This window comes from Burkholderia sp. Ac-20349, from assembly GCF_017104865.1.
Taxonomy (GTDB): Bacteria; Pseudomonadota; Gammaproteobacteria; order Burkholderiales; family Burkholderiaceae; genus Burkholderia; species Burkholderia aenigmatica.
Map to the genome: position 1 here is coordinate 66,828 of NZ_JAAGPM010000016.1, position 16,531 is coordinate 83,358.

At 67.8% G+C, this 16,531-nt stretch carries 14 protein-coding genes; 4 read left to right on the forward strand and 10 right to left on the reverse strand.

Going from position 1 to position 16,531, the window contains the following annotated elements; genetic code table 11:
- Positions 1-16: 16 nt before the first annotated feature.
- Positions 17-1,315: an MFS transporter gene (locus G3N61_RS08840; RefSeq protein WP_043186384.1), complete on the reverse strand. Its 1,299-nt coding sequence runs from the start codon at positions 1,313-1,315 to the stop codon at positions 17-19.
- Positions 1,316-1,487: 172 nt separating this feature from the next.
- On the opposite strand from G3N61_RS08840, the gene G3N61_RS08845 reads away from it, so the two are divergent.
- A complete protein-coding gene (locus tag G3N61_RS08845; RefSeq protein WP_205822202.1) occupies positions 1,488-2,204 on the forward strand; it encodes a GntR family transcriptional regulator in 717 nt (238 codons plus the stop codon).
- Positions 2,205-2,247: 43 nt separating this feature from the next.
- Here the strand turns inward: G3N61_RS08845 and G3N61_RS08850 are convergent, their stop codons facing one another.
- Together G3N61_RS08850 and G3N61_RS08855 are read right to left on the reverse strand one after the other, a co-directional pair.
- Entirely contained in the window at positions 2,248-3,423 is a 1,176-nt protein-coding gene (locus G3N61_RS08850; RefSeq protein WP_205822203.1) for a M20 aminoacylase family protein, read from the reverse strand.
- 69 nt (positions 3,424-3,492) lie between these two features.
- Positions 3,493-4,725 carry a diaminopropionate ammonia-lyase gene (locus G3N61_RS08855; protein ID WP_205822204.1) on the reverse strand — a complete coding sequence of 411 codons (1,233 nt, stop codon included), beginning with the start codon at positions 4,723-4,725 and terminating at the stop codon, positions 3,493-3,495.
- A gap of 158 nt (positions 4,726-4,883) precedes the next feature.
- Between G3N61_RS08855 and G3N61_RS08860 the strand changes: the two genes are divergently transcribed.
- Positions 4,884-5,360: an Lrp/AsnC family transcriptional regulator gene (locus G3N61_RS08860; RefSeq protein WP_043186374.1), complete on the forward strand. Its 477-nt coding sequence runs from the start codon at positions 4,884-4,886 to the stop codon at positions 5,358-5,360.
- 67 nt (positions 5,361-5,427) lie between these two features.
- Here G3N61_RS08860 and G3N61_RS08865 read toward each other — a convergent pair whose 3' ends face one another.
- From G3N61_RS08865 to G3N61_RS08895, 7 genes are all read right to left on the reverse strand, one after another.
- Positions 5,428-7,149, reverse strand: a complete 1,722-nt coding sequence (locus G3N61_RS08865) for a tannase/feruloyl esterase family alpha/beta hydrolase (RefSeq protein WP_205822205.1) — start codon at positions 7,147-7,149, stop codon at positions 5,428-5,430.
- 28 nt (positions 7,150-7,177) lie between these two features.
- A complete protein-coding gene (locus tag G3N61_RS08870) occupies positions 7,178-8,326 on the reverse strand; it encodes a porin (protein WP_205822206.1) in 1,149 nt (382 codons plus the stop codon).
- Positions 8,327-8,396: 70 nt separating this feature from the next.
- A complete protein-coding gene (gene mhpT, locus G3N61_RS08875; protein WP_205822207.1) occupies positions 8,397-9,602 on the reverse strand; it encodes a 3-(3-hydroxy-phenyl)propionate transporter MhpT in 1,206 nt (401 codons plus the stop codon).
- Positions 9,603-9,805: 203 nt separating this feature from the next.
- Positions 9,806-11,713 carry a feruloyl-CoA synthase gene (locus tag G3N61_RS08880; protein WP_205822208.1) on the reverse strand — a complete coding sequence of 636 codons (1,908 nt, stop codon included), beginning with the start codon at positions 11,711-11,713 and terminating at the stop codon, positions 9,806-9,808.
- On the reverse strand, positions 11,710-13,158 hold the full coding sequence (locus G3N61_RS08885) for an aldehyde dehydrogenase (RefSeq protein WP_205822209.1): 1,449 nt from the start codon (positions 13,156-13,158) through the stop codon (positions 11,710-11,712). Before G3N61_RS08885 ends, G3N61_RS08880 begins: the two co-directional genes overlap by 4 nt.
- A gap of 37 nt (positions 13,159-13,195) precedes the next feature.
- The gene (locus G3N61_RS08890; RefSeq protein WP_205822210.1) at positions 13,196-14,026 is read right to left on the reverse strand and encodes a p-hydroxycinnamoyl CoA hydratase/lyase; all 831 of its coding nucleotides are present in this window, start codon (positions 14,024-14,026) and stop codon (positions 13,196-13,198) included.
- A 220-nt stretch (positions 14,027-14,246) separates the two neighbouring features.
- Complete coding sequence (locus tag G3N61_RS08895; RefSeq protein WP_043186357.1) at positions 14,247-14,750, reverse strand: MarR family winged helix-turn-helix transcriptional regulator; 504 nt, start codon at positions 14,748-14,750, stop codon at positions 14,247-14,249.
- 256 nt (positions 14,751-15,006) lie between these two features.
- Here G3N61_RS08895 and G3N61_RS08900 point away from each other — a divergent pair, with 256 nt between their 5' ends.
- Positions 15,007-15,252: a PAAR domain-containing protein gene (locus G3N61_RS08900; RefSeq protein ID WP_346778561.1), complete on the forward strand. Its 246-nt coding sequence runs from the start codon at positions 15,007-15,009 to the stop codon at positions 15,250-15,252.
- Positions 15,253-16,531, forward strand: a 1,279-nt coding sequence (gene tssI, locus G3N61_RS08905) for a type VI secretion system tip protein TssI/VgrG (RefSeq protein ID WP_205822212.1), incomplete at its 3' end; no start/stop codon positions are given.

Here is a 16,531-nt window from a genome sequence, read left to right on the forward strand (position 1 = left end):
CAGTGAAAAGGGTCGGTCAGACCGGGAGCTTGCTTTCGTAGTCGATCGCGCTGGAGCACACGAGCAGGCCGACGCCGGCCGCCGCGAACACCATCAGCGCAAGGAAATAGGAACCGGTGAACTGCACGATCGCGCCGACGACGATCGGCACGGTGACGCCGCCGATGTTGCCGCCGAGGTTCATCAGGCCGCCGAGGAAGCCGATCTTGTTGCGCGTGCCGAGCGACGACGGGATGCACCAGTACAGCCCGCACCAGCGCAGGAAGAACAGCGTCGACGACAGCAGCGCGACGCACACGATCGGGTCCTTCACGTACGCGACGGAGAAGATCGACACGGTGGCGATCACCGCGGCGATACCGAACAGCGTGCGCATCACGACGTTCGGGCGGCCGCCCGCGGCCTTCCACTTGTCGGCGATCCAGCCGCCGAGCAGTTCGCCGACGAAGCCGCTGAAAAAGATGATGAAGGTCGAGCCGCCCATCTGCTTGATGTCGAAGCCGTGCACCTTGTGCAGGTAGTTCGGCATCCACGTAAGCAACCCGTAGAACACGCTGTTGAAGCACATCCAGCCGAAGAACATGCACCACACCGAGCGGTACTTGAAGAAGTCGCGCGAACGGCCCGACGCGCCGGCCGGCTCGGCCGCGAGATCGCTCGCGTGCGACGCCTCGATGTAGTCGGCTTCGAGATCGTTGACGCCCGGATGCTCGCGCGGCGTGTTGCGGATGTAGTACCACGCGACCACGCCGGCCAGCACCGTGCCGACGCCGGCCACCGCGAACGCGAGCCGCCACGAACCGAGCAGCGCGATCAGCCCGGCGATCAGCACCGCGCCCAGTGCCGCGCCGAGCGGTGCGCCGCCGTCGAGCAGCGTGGCGCCTCGGCCGCGCTCGGTCTGCGTCATCCAGATCGCGTTGAGCTTGCCGCCGGCCGGATAGATCGGCGCTTCGGCCGCGCCGAGGCCGAGGCGCGTGAGCAGCAGCGACGGCGCGTTCGTGCACAGCGCCGCGATCGCCTGGAAGAAGCCCCAGAACACGGTGGCCGTCGCGATCACGATGCGCGGCTTGAAGCGGTCGGCGAGCATCCCGCCCGGGATCTGCATCACCGCGTAGGTCCAGAAGAACGAGCTGAGGATCAGACCCTCCATCGCAGGCCCGATGTTGAACTCCTGCGAGATGTAAGGCATGGCGACGGACAGCGACGCGCGATCGACGTAGTTGATCGCGATCAGGCTCAGCATGACGACGAATATCTTCCAGCGGACGGCGGACTTGCCGACCGTCAAGGCGGCGACACCGGAGGTTGAAGACATGGACGGACTCCAGGATTGAACGAGGATGGTCGGAACGTCGCGCAACGTGGAGCCGAGTATAGGATTAGAAATTTATAATTACACATGGTGTAAACGATTGGTTTTATTGGAATTATGTTTACGTTATCGGCGAACTTGGCCTGCACCGGGATCGTGATAAGCTTGCACCATCATGAGCCAGACACCCCGCAATCCCCTGCTTCTGCGCACCCGCGGCATGGCCGCGGAGATCGCCGCGCGCCTGCGCGTGATGATCGACGAGGGCGAGCTGCCGCCCGGCGCGCGGATCGACGAGAAGGAGCTCAGCCTCGCGTTCGACGTGTCGAAGACGCCGCTGCGCGAAGCGCTGAAGGTGCTCGTCGCGGAAGGGGCCGTCACGCACCGCCAGTACATCGGCTATCGCGTCGCGTCGATCGACCTCGACGACCTGATCTCGACCTTCGAGCTGCTGCACGGCCTGGAAGCGATGGCCGGCGAATTGCTGCGCCGGCGGATCGGCGCGGCGACGCTCGCCGCGCTGCAGGCGAAGCACCGGCGGATGGTCGAATGCCACGAGGCCGGCAAGCGCGTCGAGTATTTCCGGCTGAACCAGCAGATTCATCAGATGATCGTCGACGCGGCCGGCAACCCCGTGCTGTCGGGCATCTACGCGTCGCTGATGTCGAAGGTGCATCGCGCGCGCGGCGCGGCGAACGCGGATACCTTGCGCTGGGCCGAGTCGCTGCACGAGCACGACGAAATCATGGCCGCGCTCGCCGACCCCGACCACGCGGTGCTGCCGCAGATCCTGCGCAGCCATTCGGAGAACACCGCGCGCGAAGTGCTCGCCATCCTCGACCGGACGACGGGCACGGCCGACCCGCAGGGCAAGCGCGCGGCCGAAGCATGACGGCCTCGCCACGCGGGCGCGTGGCGGCCTGAATTGTCATCCGTTACGCGGCGCGCAGCGCCCGCCGCGCCACTTCCGCGAAATACCGCGCGCCCACCGGCAGGATCTCGTCGTTGAAATCGTAGCCCGCGTTGTGCAGCGGCACGCCGCCGCGCCCGGCCGCCTCGCCGTTGCCGATGAACACGAAATTGCCGGGCACGGCCTGCAGGAACGCGCCGAAATCCTCCGAGATCATCATCGGCTGCACGTCGGCGTTCACCGCGTCGGCGCCCGCGACCTGCGCCGCGGCCTGCACGGCCGTGTCGACCCATTCCGGGGAATTCACCGTCGGCGCGAACTCGTGCGTGTAGTCGAACATGCAAGTCGCGCCGTGCGTGCGGCAGATCCCTTCGCTGATCTCGCGCATCCGCGTGGCCAGCAACGCCTGCACGTCGCGCGAATAGCTGCGCGTGTCGCCCTTGATCGTCACGGTCGACGGCAGCACGTTGCGCAGCCCGTCGGTGATGAACTCCGTACACGAGATCACGGCTTGCTGGCCCGGATCGAGATTGCGCGACACGATCGTCTGCAGCGCGAGCACGACCTGCGCGCCGATCACGATCGGATCGATGCCCATGTGCGGGCGCGCCGCATGCGTGCCGCGTCCGTCGATCCGGATCACGAAGTTGTCTTCGCTCGCCATGATGCCGCCCGCGCGCGTCGAGAAGGTGCCCGCACGCATCCCCGGCATGTTGTGCGCGCCGAAGATCGCGTCGACCGGAAAGCGCTCGAACAGCCCGTCGGCCATCATCGCCTTCGCGCCGCGGCCATGCTCCTCGGCCGGCTGGAAAATGAAACGCACGGTGCCGTCGAAATCCTTGCGCTCGGCCAGCAGCTGCGCGGCGCCGAGCACCATCGACATGTGGCCGTCGTGCCCGCACGCATGCATCTTGCCGGGCGTGCACGATGCGTATTCGCGGCCCGGCGCGTGCTCGGCGATGTTCAGCGCGTCCATGTCCGCGCGGATGCCGATCGCGCGTTTGCCGGTGCCGGCCGTCAGGTTCGCGACGAGCCCTGTGCCGCCGATCCCGCGATGCACGTCGAGCCCGAGCGTCGTCAGGATGCGCGCGACGTAGTCCGACGTGTTCACTTCTTCGAAACCCGTCTCCGGATGCTGGTGCAGATGGCGGCGCCAGGTCTTCAATTGCCCCTGCAGCGTGCTTTCTTCGATTGCGTCCATGGCGTTTGCCTCGTCAGTCGTAGTCGGTCGGGATCGGCCGGGATCGGTCGGAATCGGTCGGGATGTCGTTCAGGCTGCGACCGCCGCGCGGTCCAGCCACGCGCGCTGCCGCGCGAGCACCGCGTCGGCCGTCTCGCCGACGCACTGCCGATACACGGACGGCGCCGTCGCGCCTTCCGTATTGATCGCCAGCACGCGCGAATGCGCGTCGAGCCCCACCTGCCGCGCGAGCACCGGGTCGCGCATCAGCACCTCGAGCCCCGCGACGCCGGCCGCGCCCGATTCGCCGGCCACGAGCGGCACGTCGCGTTCGCTGCCGGCCGCGAGGCCGCGCATCGCCTGCACCGCGTCCTCGTCGTCGATCAGCATGAAGTAGTCGACGCACATCTCGAGGAAATCCCACGCAAGCGGCGACGCCTCGCCGCACGCGAGCCCGGCCATCACCGAATCGACGCTGCCGCTCGCCTTGGTCGCGCGCCCGGCCAGTGCGCTCTGGTACAGGCAGTCGGCCTGGCGCGGCTCGACCACGATGAAGTGCGGGCGCTGCACGCCGTCGCGCTCCCACAGATAACTCGCGACGCCCGCGGCGAGGCCGCCCACGCCGCCCTGCAGCAGCACATGCGTGAACGGCCGCCCGTCGTCCTGCGCCGCCTGCGCGGCGGCCTCGGCCGCGATCACGCCATAGCCCTGCATCACGTCGCGCGGAATCGCTTCGTAGCCGTCGTACGACGTATCCGATACGACATACCAGCCATTCTCCTGCGCGAGCTGCGCCGCGCAGATGACCGACTCGTCGTAGTTCCCCTCGATGCGCACGATCCGCGCGCCGTACGCCGAGATCGCGCGCTCGCGCTCGGCTTCGACGTTCGCGTGCAGCACGATCACGCACGCGCAGCCGATCGCGCGCGCGGCGGCGGCGAGCGCACGGCCGTGATTGCCGTCGGTCGCGCTGATCACCGTCAGGTCGGCCAGTTCCGCCGCGTAGCGGCCGGTGACGAGCCCTTGCGGATCGAGATCCTGCGTGCGCCGCAGGCGTTTCACGAGCCGCACCAGCGCGATCGGCGCGCCGAGCGCCTTGAAGCTGCCGAGCGGCGAGCGGCACGACTCGTCCTTCACGCTGACGCTCGCGACGCCGAGCCGCGCGGCGAGATCCGGCAGCGCGCGCAGCGGCGTGCGCGCGTTGCCGACGAGCGGCCAGTGCGACAGCCACGCGCCGCTTTCGTCGGCCGAGGCGATGTTCATCACGCGGCGCAGCGCGTGGGGATAGGCGGCGCGCGATGCGCGGGGGTTGGCGATCAGCATGGCGGGCAGCACTCCGTGAGTCGGTTCGGGTCGGGCGCGCACGGGTTGCACGCGCCGCCGGTTCGAAAAATAATATTGCGCGCGCGGGTCAATAAAATCGCCAATTCGGCGGCCGTCACGCAAAAAATTCTCATTCTTTCGAGGCTTCACGCGCCATCATGACCACCCCACTCGATGCGTTCGATCGCAAGCTGCTGATGGAACTCCAGCGCGACGCGCAGACGCCGCAAAGCGAACTCGGCGCGCGCGTCAACCTGTCGACCGCCGCCGTGAACCGGCGCCTGAAGCGTCTCGCGGACGACGGCGTGATCGAGCGCTACACGGCCATCGTCGCACCGGACAAGGTCGATCATCCGCTGACGATCGTCGTCAACGTCGAAGTCGAAAGCGAGCAGATCGACCAGCTCGACGCGATGAAGCGGACTTTCGAGCGCTGCCCGCAGATCCAGCAGTGCTACTACGTGACCGGGGAATGGGATTTCGTGCTGATCCTCGCCGTCCGCAACATGGATCAGTACAACGCGCTCACGCGCGAGCTGTTCTTCGCGAACAACAACGTGAAGCGGTTCAAGACGCTGGTGAGCATGAGCCGCGTGAAGGTCGGGCTCGAGGTGCCGGTCGAACCGGGCGAGTAAGTGAGCGGTTGCACACATGAGGCGACCGGCGCTTGCATGCGCCGGTCGCCTCCCATCGACGGCTACGTCAGCGACAGCTGAAGCTGGCCGCCGAATTCACGTCGCCCGACCCGTTGTAGCGCGCCACCTGCGGATACGGGCACAGCGGCCGCGTGCGTCCCGCGCCCCAGGACGCGGGCACATCCGCATTCGGCACCGCGTTCGTCGCATCGCGCGCGGTGGCCACCACCGCGCCGGCCGCCTGCCCCTGCTCGACCCACGCAACGAGCGGCGTCAGCAGGTCGAACTGGTCGGCTGCCGGCCCACCCGAGCAGTGGTTCATCCCCGGCACCGGATAGAAACGCGCGAAATCCGACGCATCGCCGCCGTTCGCCTGCGCGACCCGCGTGTACCAGTCGCGCGTGTCGTCGAACGAGAACACCGGGTCGCCGGTGCCGTGATAGACGAGCAGCTTCGCTCCGCGCGCCTTCAGCGCGGACAGGTTGGTCTCGTCGGGCGGCGTCATGAACGACCACGCGGATTGCGTGTACACGCCGCTGGTCGCGAAGATCGCCGGCGCGTCGTTGTCCATGTCGAAGGCGAGCGCAAAACCGGGCAGGTTCGCGAGCGTCGCGGCGGTTTTCGGCGGCGTCATGAACGTGAACGCCATCGCGGCCGGGTCGAGCGTGATCGAATTCGACTGCTTCCACGCGGCCCAGCCGCTGCCGGCGATGCCCGGATCGTACGGAAAGCCCGCGTAGAGCGCCGTGCCCGCGCTGTTGCGGGCGCCCGTGAACACGTTCTCGAGCGCAGTCTTTTGCGCGGTCGTCAGGCAGGCACCGGTGCGCGTGCCGTTCGCGCAGGTCGGGATGTCCGACTCGACGCTGAAGTGCGCCTGGCACGCGGCGACGTCCTGCACCATCCCGTCGGCCGCGCCGTCGAGCGCATCGCATTGCTCGAGGATCTTCGCGCCGACGAACTGCCGCTCCGCGTCGGTGAAGCCGCTGCGGATATCGGGCAGCCCGTTCGATCCGGTCGCCGATGCGATCTTCGCGAACTGCTGCGCACCAACCATCTCGCCGATCGCCGCCTTCGGCAGATGAAAGCCCGGATCGCCCGCGATGATGCCGTCGTAGTCGGCCGGGTTGCGCACCGCCGTGACCATCGCGTGACGGCCGCCGTTCGAGCAGCCGTCGAAATAGCTGCGGTCGGGCGCCTTGCCGTACGCGAGCCGGATCACCTGCTTCGCCATCGGCGTCAGCGCATCGACCGCGCCGTAGCCGTAGTCGATGCGCGCCTGCGGATCGATGCCGAACAGCGGATTCTGCGCGGCGCTGTGCCCGGAATCCGAGCTGATCACCGCGAAGCCCTGGTTCAGCGCGTCGGTCAGCGGCCCGCCGCCGCCGATCTCGCCGGTCGCGGTCACGACGTTGCCGTCGAGCCCGCCGTTCGCCTGGTAGAAGAAGCGGCCGTTCCACGCCTTCGGCAAGCGCATCTCGAAGCCGATCGCATAGGTCTTGCCGTCGACCGCGCTCACGCGCTCGTTCATCTTCCCTTCGATCACGCAGTGCTCGGCGATCGGCTTGCCGGCCACCGTGAGCGCGCCGGCGGCCGCGGTCGTCACCGACGTGAACGACGTGTTCGCATACGCGAGCGTCGCGGCGAGCACGTCGCAGGTCTGCGCCATCGCGGCCGGTGTCGCGGCGCTCAGGTGCGTCGGGGCGGCATTCACCGAATCGTCGCCGCCGCAACCAGCGAGCATCGCAGCGGTGATTGGCGCAATGCAGAGGAATGCAGAATGTCTGTTCAAGATAGCTCCCGTTCGTCAGGCAGTCGACTCAGAACATGTGCTTGATGCCGACCATCGCGCCGAGCTGCCCCATTCCTTCGCCGGGCGTCGTACCCGCGCCGCCGCCGCTGACCGCGTAGCGTGCATGCGCGCTGTTCCACAGATACGAGCTTTGCGCGTAGACGGACGTGCGCTTCGTCAGCAGATAAGTCGCGCGCAATGTCGCCATCGTCGCGCGTGTGTCGTGTGCGCTGTTGACGATCCGGTAGCCTTCGCCGTCGACGACGAAATCCGGCTTGACCGCATACGACGCACCGACGAAGAACAAGTCCGAATGCGCGCCGGCCGCGGCCGGCGAACCGGTCGATACGCGCCGCCCGATCCAGCCCGCGCCGATCCGCGCGCCCGCCGCCTGCGCGTACGCGCTCACGTGCGTGCGCGAATCCTTGCCGCCGCTGCTGGTGAAAGCGACCGGCGCGATGCCGTCGAAAAAGTTCGCGGCCGCGCCGGTGCCGCCGCGCTGTTCCTCGTACGAGGCCGCCGCACCGAAATACGCGCTGTCGTACTTGAGCATCACCGACCAGTTGCGACACTGGACGGCGTCGCCCGGCACTTGCCCCGCGCACGTGCCCTGCCCCGGCGAGTTGCCGGTGCCTGCGCCGTCGCGGCCGAACGAATACGCGGCGCCGAGCGTCACGCCGCGGTACGTGCCTATGTAGGTCACTGCGTTGTCGGCGCGCCCGTTCGGCACGTACGCGTCGAGCGAACCAAGCCCGTAGATGTCAGGGCCGATGATGTCCGCGCCCTGCAGCGCGAGGTAGGTCATCGTGTACTGGCGGCCGAACGCGAGCGTGCCAAAGCCGCCCTTCAGCCCGACGAACGCCTGCCGCCCGAACAACCGCCCGCCCTGGCCGAGATCGCCGCCGCGCACGTTGAAGCCGCTTTCCAGCGTGAATACCGCCTGATAGCCGCCGCCGAGATCCTCCGCGCCGCGCAGCCCCCAGCGCGACGGCAACTCGCCCGTCACGGCCGGCATGCGCACCACGTGGTCGCCCGCCGCGTTCGCGTGCGACACGAATTCGACGCCCGTATCGATGATGCCGTACAGCGTCACGCTCGACTGCGCGTGTGCCGCCGGCGCGGCCAGCGCGCAGCAGGCGCCGGCGGCCAGCAGGCCGTTCCTGGTGCTTTTGTTCATGTCGTTGTGTCTCCAGACCTTGAGTAATCGCGCGCTCTGACGGCACGCATTGAAAAAACGGAAAACGATGTCAGTCGCCGGCCCGCGGGCGGCGGATCAGCAGCAGCGCGGCGACGGCCGCGACGAGCGTGACGGGGATGCTCGCGCCGATCACGACGGGCGCGCTGCGGCCGGCGGCCAGCAGTGTCGCGGCCGCGAGTGGCCCGACGACGGAACCGAGCCGGCCGACGGCCACCGCCGCGCCGACACCCGTGCCGCGCATCGCGGTCGGGTAGTAGATCGCCGCGAGCGCATACAGCACCGACTGCCCGCCGACCACGAACATCCCGGCCGCGAACGCGGCCGCCGCGAGCGATGCGAAACCGGGCGCGGCCGCCAGCGCGGCCAGCGACAGCACGATCCCGACGTACATGCCGCCGACCACGCGCGACGCGCGCATCCGGTCGAGTGCCGCGCCGATACCGAGCGCGCCGAGCCCGCCGCCGACGTTGAATGCGATCTGCACGAAACCGACATGCTCGCGATCGAGCCCGCGCGCGGCCATCAGCGACGGCAGCCAGTTCAGCAGGAAGTACAGGACGATCAGCGTGCAGAAATAGCTGATCCACAGTGCGAGCGTTGAAATCGTGCGGCCGTCGCCGAACAGCGTGCGGGCGACGCTCGTACGCGCGGCCGACGTGCCGGCGATGTCGAGATACGCGCGCGATTCCGGCAGCAGCATCGCCAGCAGCGGCACGAGCAGCAGCGGCCCCGCGCCGCCGACGTAGAAGATGTGGCGCCACTCGGTATCGCCGGCGAGCAGCACGCCGATCAGCGACGCGATCACGCCGCCGAACGGGATGCCGCAATACATCGTCGCCACCGCGCTGCTGCGCGAGCGCGGCTCGACCGCTTCCGACGACAACGCGATCAGGTTCGGCATCGCGCCGCCGAGGCCGATGCCGGTCAGCACGCGCACGACGACGAGCATCGCGAAGCTCGACGCCTGCGCGGTGGCGATCGACAGCAGCCCGAACAGCGCGACCGACGCGATCAGCACGCGCTTGCGCCCGATCCGGTCGGCCAGCCGCCCGCCGAGCATCGCGCCCGGCAGCAGCCCGAAGGTGCCCGCGCTGAACGCAATCCCCATTTGCGACACGCTCAGCCCGAATTCGCGCGCCATGCGCGGCGCGGCCACGCCGACCGACTGCAGGTCGAGCCCTTCGAGCAACGCGATCGCGAAGCACAGCGCGAGTGTCGTCGCGACCGCCGGTCTTTCGGCAACGTAGGTGTTCATCGTGTCTCCAATCCTTGTCGTGTTGTCGTCGGCGTGCCTCGCAGGGCCGCTCGCAGCGCGCGCCGCCACCGGCCAGGGGCGGGCAGGCGCGCAATGGGTCGGTCGAACGGCTGCCCTTTTTATCAGGCAGCCTGATTCACTGGCCGTAAAAAAGCCTGCCGGTCGCGTGGCCGGCAGGTCGTTACGTGTACCGATGCATATCGCTAGGCCGATGCGTGAATCACGTCGGGATCGCGGCGCGCCGGGTCATACAGCGCGTCGATCGTCGCCGCGCGATGCTGCTGCACGGCCGCCTGGTTCAGCGAACCCTTGTCGGTCGCTTCGCCGAGATCGAGCGACGGCGGCGTGTCCATCAACCGGATGCGCGCGACGAACGTCGAGCCGCCGCTCGCATGCCGGTTCAGCGCGGCGAGCCAGGTCTCGAACACCGTGCGCACGGCCGGCGCACGCAGCACGTCGGCCACCGAGGCATCGGCGGCAAGCGCCGCCAACGCACGGCACGCGTCGACGCGCGGAAACACCAGCAGCCCGATGTCGTCTCGATTGATCCCGGTGACGACCACGTCCTGCACGTACGGCGCGCCGCTCGACACCGCGTTCGCGCGCAGCGGCCCGACGCTGACGAAGGTGCCGCTGCTCAGCTTGAAATCCTCGGTCAGCCGCCCGTCGAACAGCAGCCCGAGCTCCGGCCGCTCCGGATCGGCAAAGACGCCCGCGTCGCCGCTGCGGTAATACCCTTCGTCGTCGAACACGTCGCGCGGATCGACGTCCGCGTGCCAGTAGCCGCGCATCACGTTCGGCCCCTTGAAACGCAGTTCGAGCTTGCCGCCGCTCGGCACGAGCTTCGCGTCGCAGCCGGGTGCGGGCAGCCCGATATAGCCGGCGCGCATCAGCGGCCCCGTCGTGAACAGGCACGACGGCGACGCCTCCGTCATCCCGAGGCCGGCCATGATCCGGATGCGCTCGCCGCAATGCGCATGGGTCACGCGGTCGAGCCGGTCCCACGCCGCCTGCGACAGGCCCGCGCCGCCGAAGAAATACAGCTTCACGCGCGAGAAGAACGTGTCGCGCAGCCCGGCATCGCGTTCGAGCGCGGCCGTCAGTTCCTCCCAGCCTTTCGGCACGTTGAAGTAGATCGTCGGCGCGATCTCGCGCAGGTTGCGCACGGTTTCGTCGAAGCGGCCCGGCACCGGACGGCCGTCGTCGATATAAAGCGTGCCGCCGTTGTACAGCGCGATGCCGAGGTTGTGACTGCCGCCGAACGTGTGATTCCACGGCAGCCAGTCGACCAGCACCGGCGGTTCGCGCGTCAGTTCGGGCATCGTCTGGCGCAGCATCTGCTGGTTGCTGCACAGCATCCGGTGCGTGGTCGGCACGGCCTTCGGCTGCTTCGTCGAGCCGGACGTGAACAGGATCTTCGCGAGATGGTCGGGGCTAACCGCCGCATGGATCGCGTCGATCGTGCGCGGGACGGCGGCGAGCAAATGCGAGAGCGGCACCACCCGGCCCTGCGCATCGGCATCGGCATCGCGCGCGACGATCAGGGTCGTATCGGCCGGCAACACGGCGTCGAGCGCACGCGCAAACGGCGCGCGCTCGGCGACGAATACGGCACCCGGCCGCAGCACGCCGAGCGTGTGACGCAGCTTGCCGTAGTCGGTCGACACCAGCGAATACGCAGGCGAGATCGGCGAATACGGCACGCCGGCCAGCATCGCCGCGAACATCAGTTGCAGATGCTCGAGATCGTTGCCGGACAGCACCGCGAGCGGACGCTCGACCGACAGCCCGAGATCGACGAGGCCCTGGCCGAGCGCGCGGGCGCGTTCGAGCATCTGCGCGTAAGTGATCTCGATCCAGCGGCCATCGGCGCCGCGCTTCGCGGCCAGCACGCGATCGGGATGCGCTTGCGCACCGTTCACGAGGCAGTCGGTCAGGCGCGTCGGGTAGTCGCCGAGCGGCTCGCGCGAGCGCAGGTACCACGCGCCGTTTTCCGCGCGACGAATCTCGGCCGCGCCTACGGCGACGGCCGCCGCGCGATAACGCACGCCGCCCGTGTCGTTTACCGGCCCGCTGGCGAGCGTTGCATCATTCATCGTCGGCTCGCTCATATCGGGTAGTGACGCGGCGTGGTCTGCACGGTAATCCAGCGCAGCTCGGTGAATTCAGAGATCGACGCGCGGCTGCCGAAGCGGCCATAGCCGCTCGCCTTCGTGCCGCCGAACGGCATCTGCGCCTCGTCGTGCACGGTCGGGCCGTTGATGTGGCAGATCCCCGATTCGATCCGTCGCGCAACCGCCATCGCACGTGCGACATCGCGGCTGAACACGCTCGCCGACAGCCCGAACTCGCTGTCGTTCGCGAGCGCGACCGCTTCGTCGTCGCTGTCCACACGCAGGATCGCAACGACCGGCGCGAACGATTCCTCACGATACAGGCGCATGTCGCGCGTCACGCCGTCGACGATCGCCGGCTGCATCGTCGCGCCTTCGATGCGGCAGCCGAGCGGCAGCTGCGCGCCGTGCGCACGCGCATCCTCGACGAGCGACGCCGCACGCGCGGCAGCCGCCGCGTCGACCATCGTGCCGAGCGGATGGCCGGCCAGCGGATCGCCCGCGACCAGCGTGCGCGCCTTCGCGGCGAGGCGTTCGACGAGCGCATCGGCAAGCGGCCGCGCGACGATCACGCGCTCGGTCGACATGCAGATCTGCCCCTGGTTGAAGAACGCACCGAACGCGATCGCGTCGACGGCCGCGTCGAGATCGGCATCGTCCAGCACGAGCACGGGCGCCTTGCCGCCGAGTTCGAGCAGCACCGGTTTCAGGTGGGCGGCCGCGTGGCGCGCGATGATGCGCCCGACATGCGTCGACCCGGTGAAGTTGATGCGCTTCACATGCGGATGCGCGATCAGCCGCTCGACGAGTTCGGGTGCGTCGGCCGCCGCGTGCGTGATCACGTTGACCACACCCGCGCCGAGCCCCGCTTCGTCCAGCACCGCGCCGATCAGCGCATGCACGCCAGGGCACGCCTCGGACGCCTTCAACACGACCGTGTTGCCGCACGCGAGCGGCATCGCCAGCGCCCGCGTGCCGAGGATCACCGGCGCGTTCCACGGCGCGATGCCGAGCACGACGCCGCACGGCACGCGCATCGCGAGTGCGAGGTTGCCGGGCACGTCGGACGGGATCACGTCGCCGGCGATCTGGGTCGTCATCGACGCGGCCTCGCGCAGCATGTTCGCCGCAAGCGTCACGTTGAAGCCGATCCAGCCCGGCGTCGCGCCGGTTTCGGCCACGCCGGTCGCGATGAACGCGTCGATCCGCGCGTCCATCAGGTCGGCCGCCTTCAGCAGCAGCCGGCGCCGCTCGGTCGGCGCCAGTGCCGACCATGCGGGAAACGCGCGGTGCGCGGCGTCGATCGCCGCGTCGGCGTCGGCCAGGCCGGCCGCCGGCGCGCGCGACGCCAGCGCGCCCGTCGCGGGATTGAATCGGTCGAAGGTGCGCCCGTCGCGGGCGGCGCACCACTCGCCGGCGATCAGCATCCGTCTGTCGGTCATGTTGTCTCCTGCCATGCGTGTCTCTCGTCCGGTTGCGTCAGCGCTTGTAGGCCTGCAGGCCCGGCTTGATCGTCTTGTCGTCGAGGAACTGCTTGAGTCCTTGTTCGCGGCCGTGTTCCGGATCGCGCAGTTGCGCCTGGTCGAGCTTCGCGTACAGGTAATCCTCGCACTGCTCCCACGTGAGCTCGCGCGAGCGCTTGAAGCCGTGCTTCGCCGCGCGCAGCACGACCGGGTTCTTGTCCATCAGCCGCGCAGCGAGCGCAATCGTTGCGTCGCGCAGCCCGGCGAGCGGCACGCTGCTGTTCACGAGGCCCATCTCGGCGGCGTCCACGCCAGTGAACGTGTCGCCGGTCATGATGTAGTGCAGCGCGCGGCGGTGCCCGACCGTGTCCGCCATCGCCTTGCTGACGAGGTTGCCGGGCGGGATGCCCCAGTTGATCTCCGACAGCCCGAACACCGCCTCTTCAGCCGCGATCGCGAGGTCGCACGCGACGAGCGGCGAGAAACCGCCGCCGAAGCACCAGCCGTTCACCATTGCGATGGTCGGCTTGTTGTACATCCGAAGCCGGCGCCACTGCCATTCGGACGCATCGCGCCGCACTTTTTCCTGCATCGCGTCGGAGCCGCCGTCGATCTCGCGGAAGTATTCCTTCAGGTCCATGCCGGCCGTCCACGCGGCGCCCGCGCCGGTGAGGACGAGCACCTTCGCCTCGTCGTCGAACTCGACCGCGTCGAGCACCTGCAGCATCTCCCGGTTGAGCGTCGGGCTCATCGCATTGCGCTTGTCCGGACGGTTCAGCGTGACCCACGCGATGCCGGCCTCCACCTTCACTTCAACGGTCTGCCAGCGGTTGTCGTACTTGCTCATATCGGTTCCTGTCGTTCGTTCCTGTGCGATTTGGTGCGCAGCATCCCTGCTGCGGACGGCTTCATTTAATATCAGGCTACCTGATATTGCAAGCGGCACGCGCGCCGGTGTAAACCCGGATCGGAAAGCGGCGGAAACGACGGAATCGGGGAACGGTCAGGCGACCGGCAAAGCGAACGCGGGCCGCACGGGCCCGCGCGATGATGGGTCCGGAAGGCGGTCAGCCGCGCAGGTTGCGCGAGAACAGTTCGAGCGCGCGCTGCACGTCCGCGGCGGTGTCGGCGGAGATGTCGCCGAGCATGCGCGTCTCGAGCGGGCGCAGGACGGCTTCGCATTCACGCAGCATCGCTGCGCCTTCGTCGGTCAGCGTCAGCAGGATGATGCGGCCGTGCGACGGGTCGGCTTCACGCGTGACGAAACCGCGGGCGGCCATCACGCTCATCACTTCGTTCGCCGATTGCGGCGTGATCCACGAGCGCTCGGCCAGTTGCGCGTTCGACGACGCGCCGCGCGCCTCGAGCACCGACAACGCCGTGTATTGCGCGAGCGTGATGCCAAGCGGTGCGAGCGCGTCGGTCATGTGGCGGCGCAGCAGCCGGTCGAGACCGCCGATCACGTAGGTCAGGCGCTGCTGCACGCGCGCCTTCGGCTTGTCGCCCGTCGCGCGGGCGGCGTTCTTCGTGGCGTTTTTCGGGTTCGCGGGTTTGGTCGGTGCGGAACTCATGGTGCGGGCGGGATGGAATTGCGGGCCATCTTACCAGCAGGTCGGGCGGTGAATCGCATAGGCGTGACATCAATCTCGACACGCGCCACATTCGCAACGAACTCATATAAGTACGAAATTATCAGTCGATCTACTAATTAAAATATCGAAAATTACCCAATCCCATCTTGAAAATTGTGCGGCGCTTTGATGAGAGGTAAAAGAGCGACTCAATTCCTCGAAAGTGTCATCGATGAAAAACGCACAAGGCCTCGAAATGGTTCGACTTGGAGACTCCACCGATCATGGCGGCACCGTCATCGAAGCTGCCAGTGATCTGAAGCATCTCGGAATCGGTGTTGCGCTTGACGGCCATGGTGTCCGTTGTCCGAAATGTGGTGGCGTTTTTCCGTTGCTGGCGAGTGGCCAGCGTACGCATCACAGCCGACGCGTGGGTTATCACGGCGACAAGACTGGGTGCGGTTCGACTGTCGTCGGTCTGCGAACGGCGGGGGCAGAGTAAATGGCGCTTTTTGCTCAGGCTCGCACGCTGTCACTTGCGGGTGCGTCGCTGCCGACCTATGGCGTGGATGCGCTGCCGGTGTTCGTCCCGGTGCGCCTGCAAGGCACCGAAGCCATCGGTCGCCTCAACGAATGCCGCTACCTCGTCACGCTGCGCACCGACGACGCCTATGCCATTTCGCCGAGCCGCACGGCTGATCTCGATCTGGACAAGATGGTCGGCACGGAAGTCACCGTGTCGATCCAGCTCGAAGGCAAAGGACAGTTCATTCCGGGGATAGCGGGGGCCGCCGGGCTCGGCAACATCGGCGCGGGCACGCGCGAGATCACCGGATTGGTCGAAGTGGCCCGGCTTGCCGGTCAGGATCGCGATGCGATCCTGTACGAACTGGAACTGCGGCCATGGCTCTATCGCGCGACCCTGACGCAAGATTGCCGCCTGTTTCAGGATATGACCGTCGTCGAAATCACCGACGCGGTGCTCTCGAAGTATCCCTACCCCGTCGATAAGCGGCTGGGCGCATTCCGGGGCGTCTACCCGAAACGCGACGTACAGCGCCAGACGTTTGAATCCGACTGGGCGTTCCTGCAACGCCTCTGGGAAGAATGGGGAATCTGGTGGTGGTTCGATCACGGTGACGGCCATCACCGTCTGGTCTTGTCCGACACGATGGGCGGACACCAACCGCACGGGGAGGCCTACGAGACCTTGCGCTATCTGCCGCCCGGTGGTCAGCGCATCGACGAGGAACACATCCACACGCTGTCCGTGACCAGTCGATTGACGACAGGGGCCGTGAGCGTCACGGATTACGACTACACGCGGCCACGCGCGAGGCTGGGCGTGTCCGTGGAAGACCCTCGTCCGACGGCCAGCTCGGATGGCGAGATTTATGACTGGGGAGACTACAGTCAGCCGCTCGCCGGCGCGCAAGGGCTGACGGGCCAGCCGAACGATACTGAACGGGAGGCGCGTCACTTCGCGCGTGTGCGGCTTGAGGCGCAGCGTTGTGCCGGGCGGCGGGCAAACGGCAAAGGAAGTCTGCGTGGCCTCGCGGTCGGCCACACCTTTACGCTCATCGGCCATCCGCAGCAGGCGGCGAATCGTGAGTACGTGGTTGTGTCCTGCACGCTCGATATCGAGGAAGTCGCAGGGCGAGCCGGCAGCGCGCAGACCTATCGCGCCGAAGCGCAATTCGAACTGTTGCCGACGAACGAGCCATTTCGACTGGAGCGCAGCGTCCGCAAGCCCATTATGGGCGGACCTGAGAAAGCAATCG